General features: G+C 58.1%; 1 pseudogene. It reads right to left on the bottom strand.

The annotated features are described in order from the left end of the window. Positions 1-101: 101 nt before the first annotated feature. Positions 102-227 (bottom strand): annotated as a pseudogene (locus ACZ1A1_RS24970) (carbohydrate ABC transporter permease); the annotation flags it as partial.

Here is a 227-nt window from a genome sequence, read left to right on the forward strand (position 1 = left end):
TCGATCTCGATATTGATGTCCTTGAGGATTTCGAGCGCGCCGTAGGACTTGCGCAGGTTGCTGATCTTGAGGAACGACGTATTCGTGGAAGACATGGGGCGTTATCCTTTCACGGCGCCGGACATCAGGCCGCGCACGAAATAGCGTCCGGAGACGATGTAGACGATGAGGGTGGGCAGCGCCGCGAGGATCGCGCCCGCGAAATGCACGTTGTATTCCTTCACGCC

Source organism: Shinella sp. R2-11 (assembly GCF_055330205.1).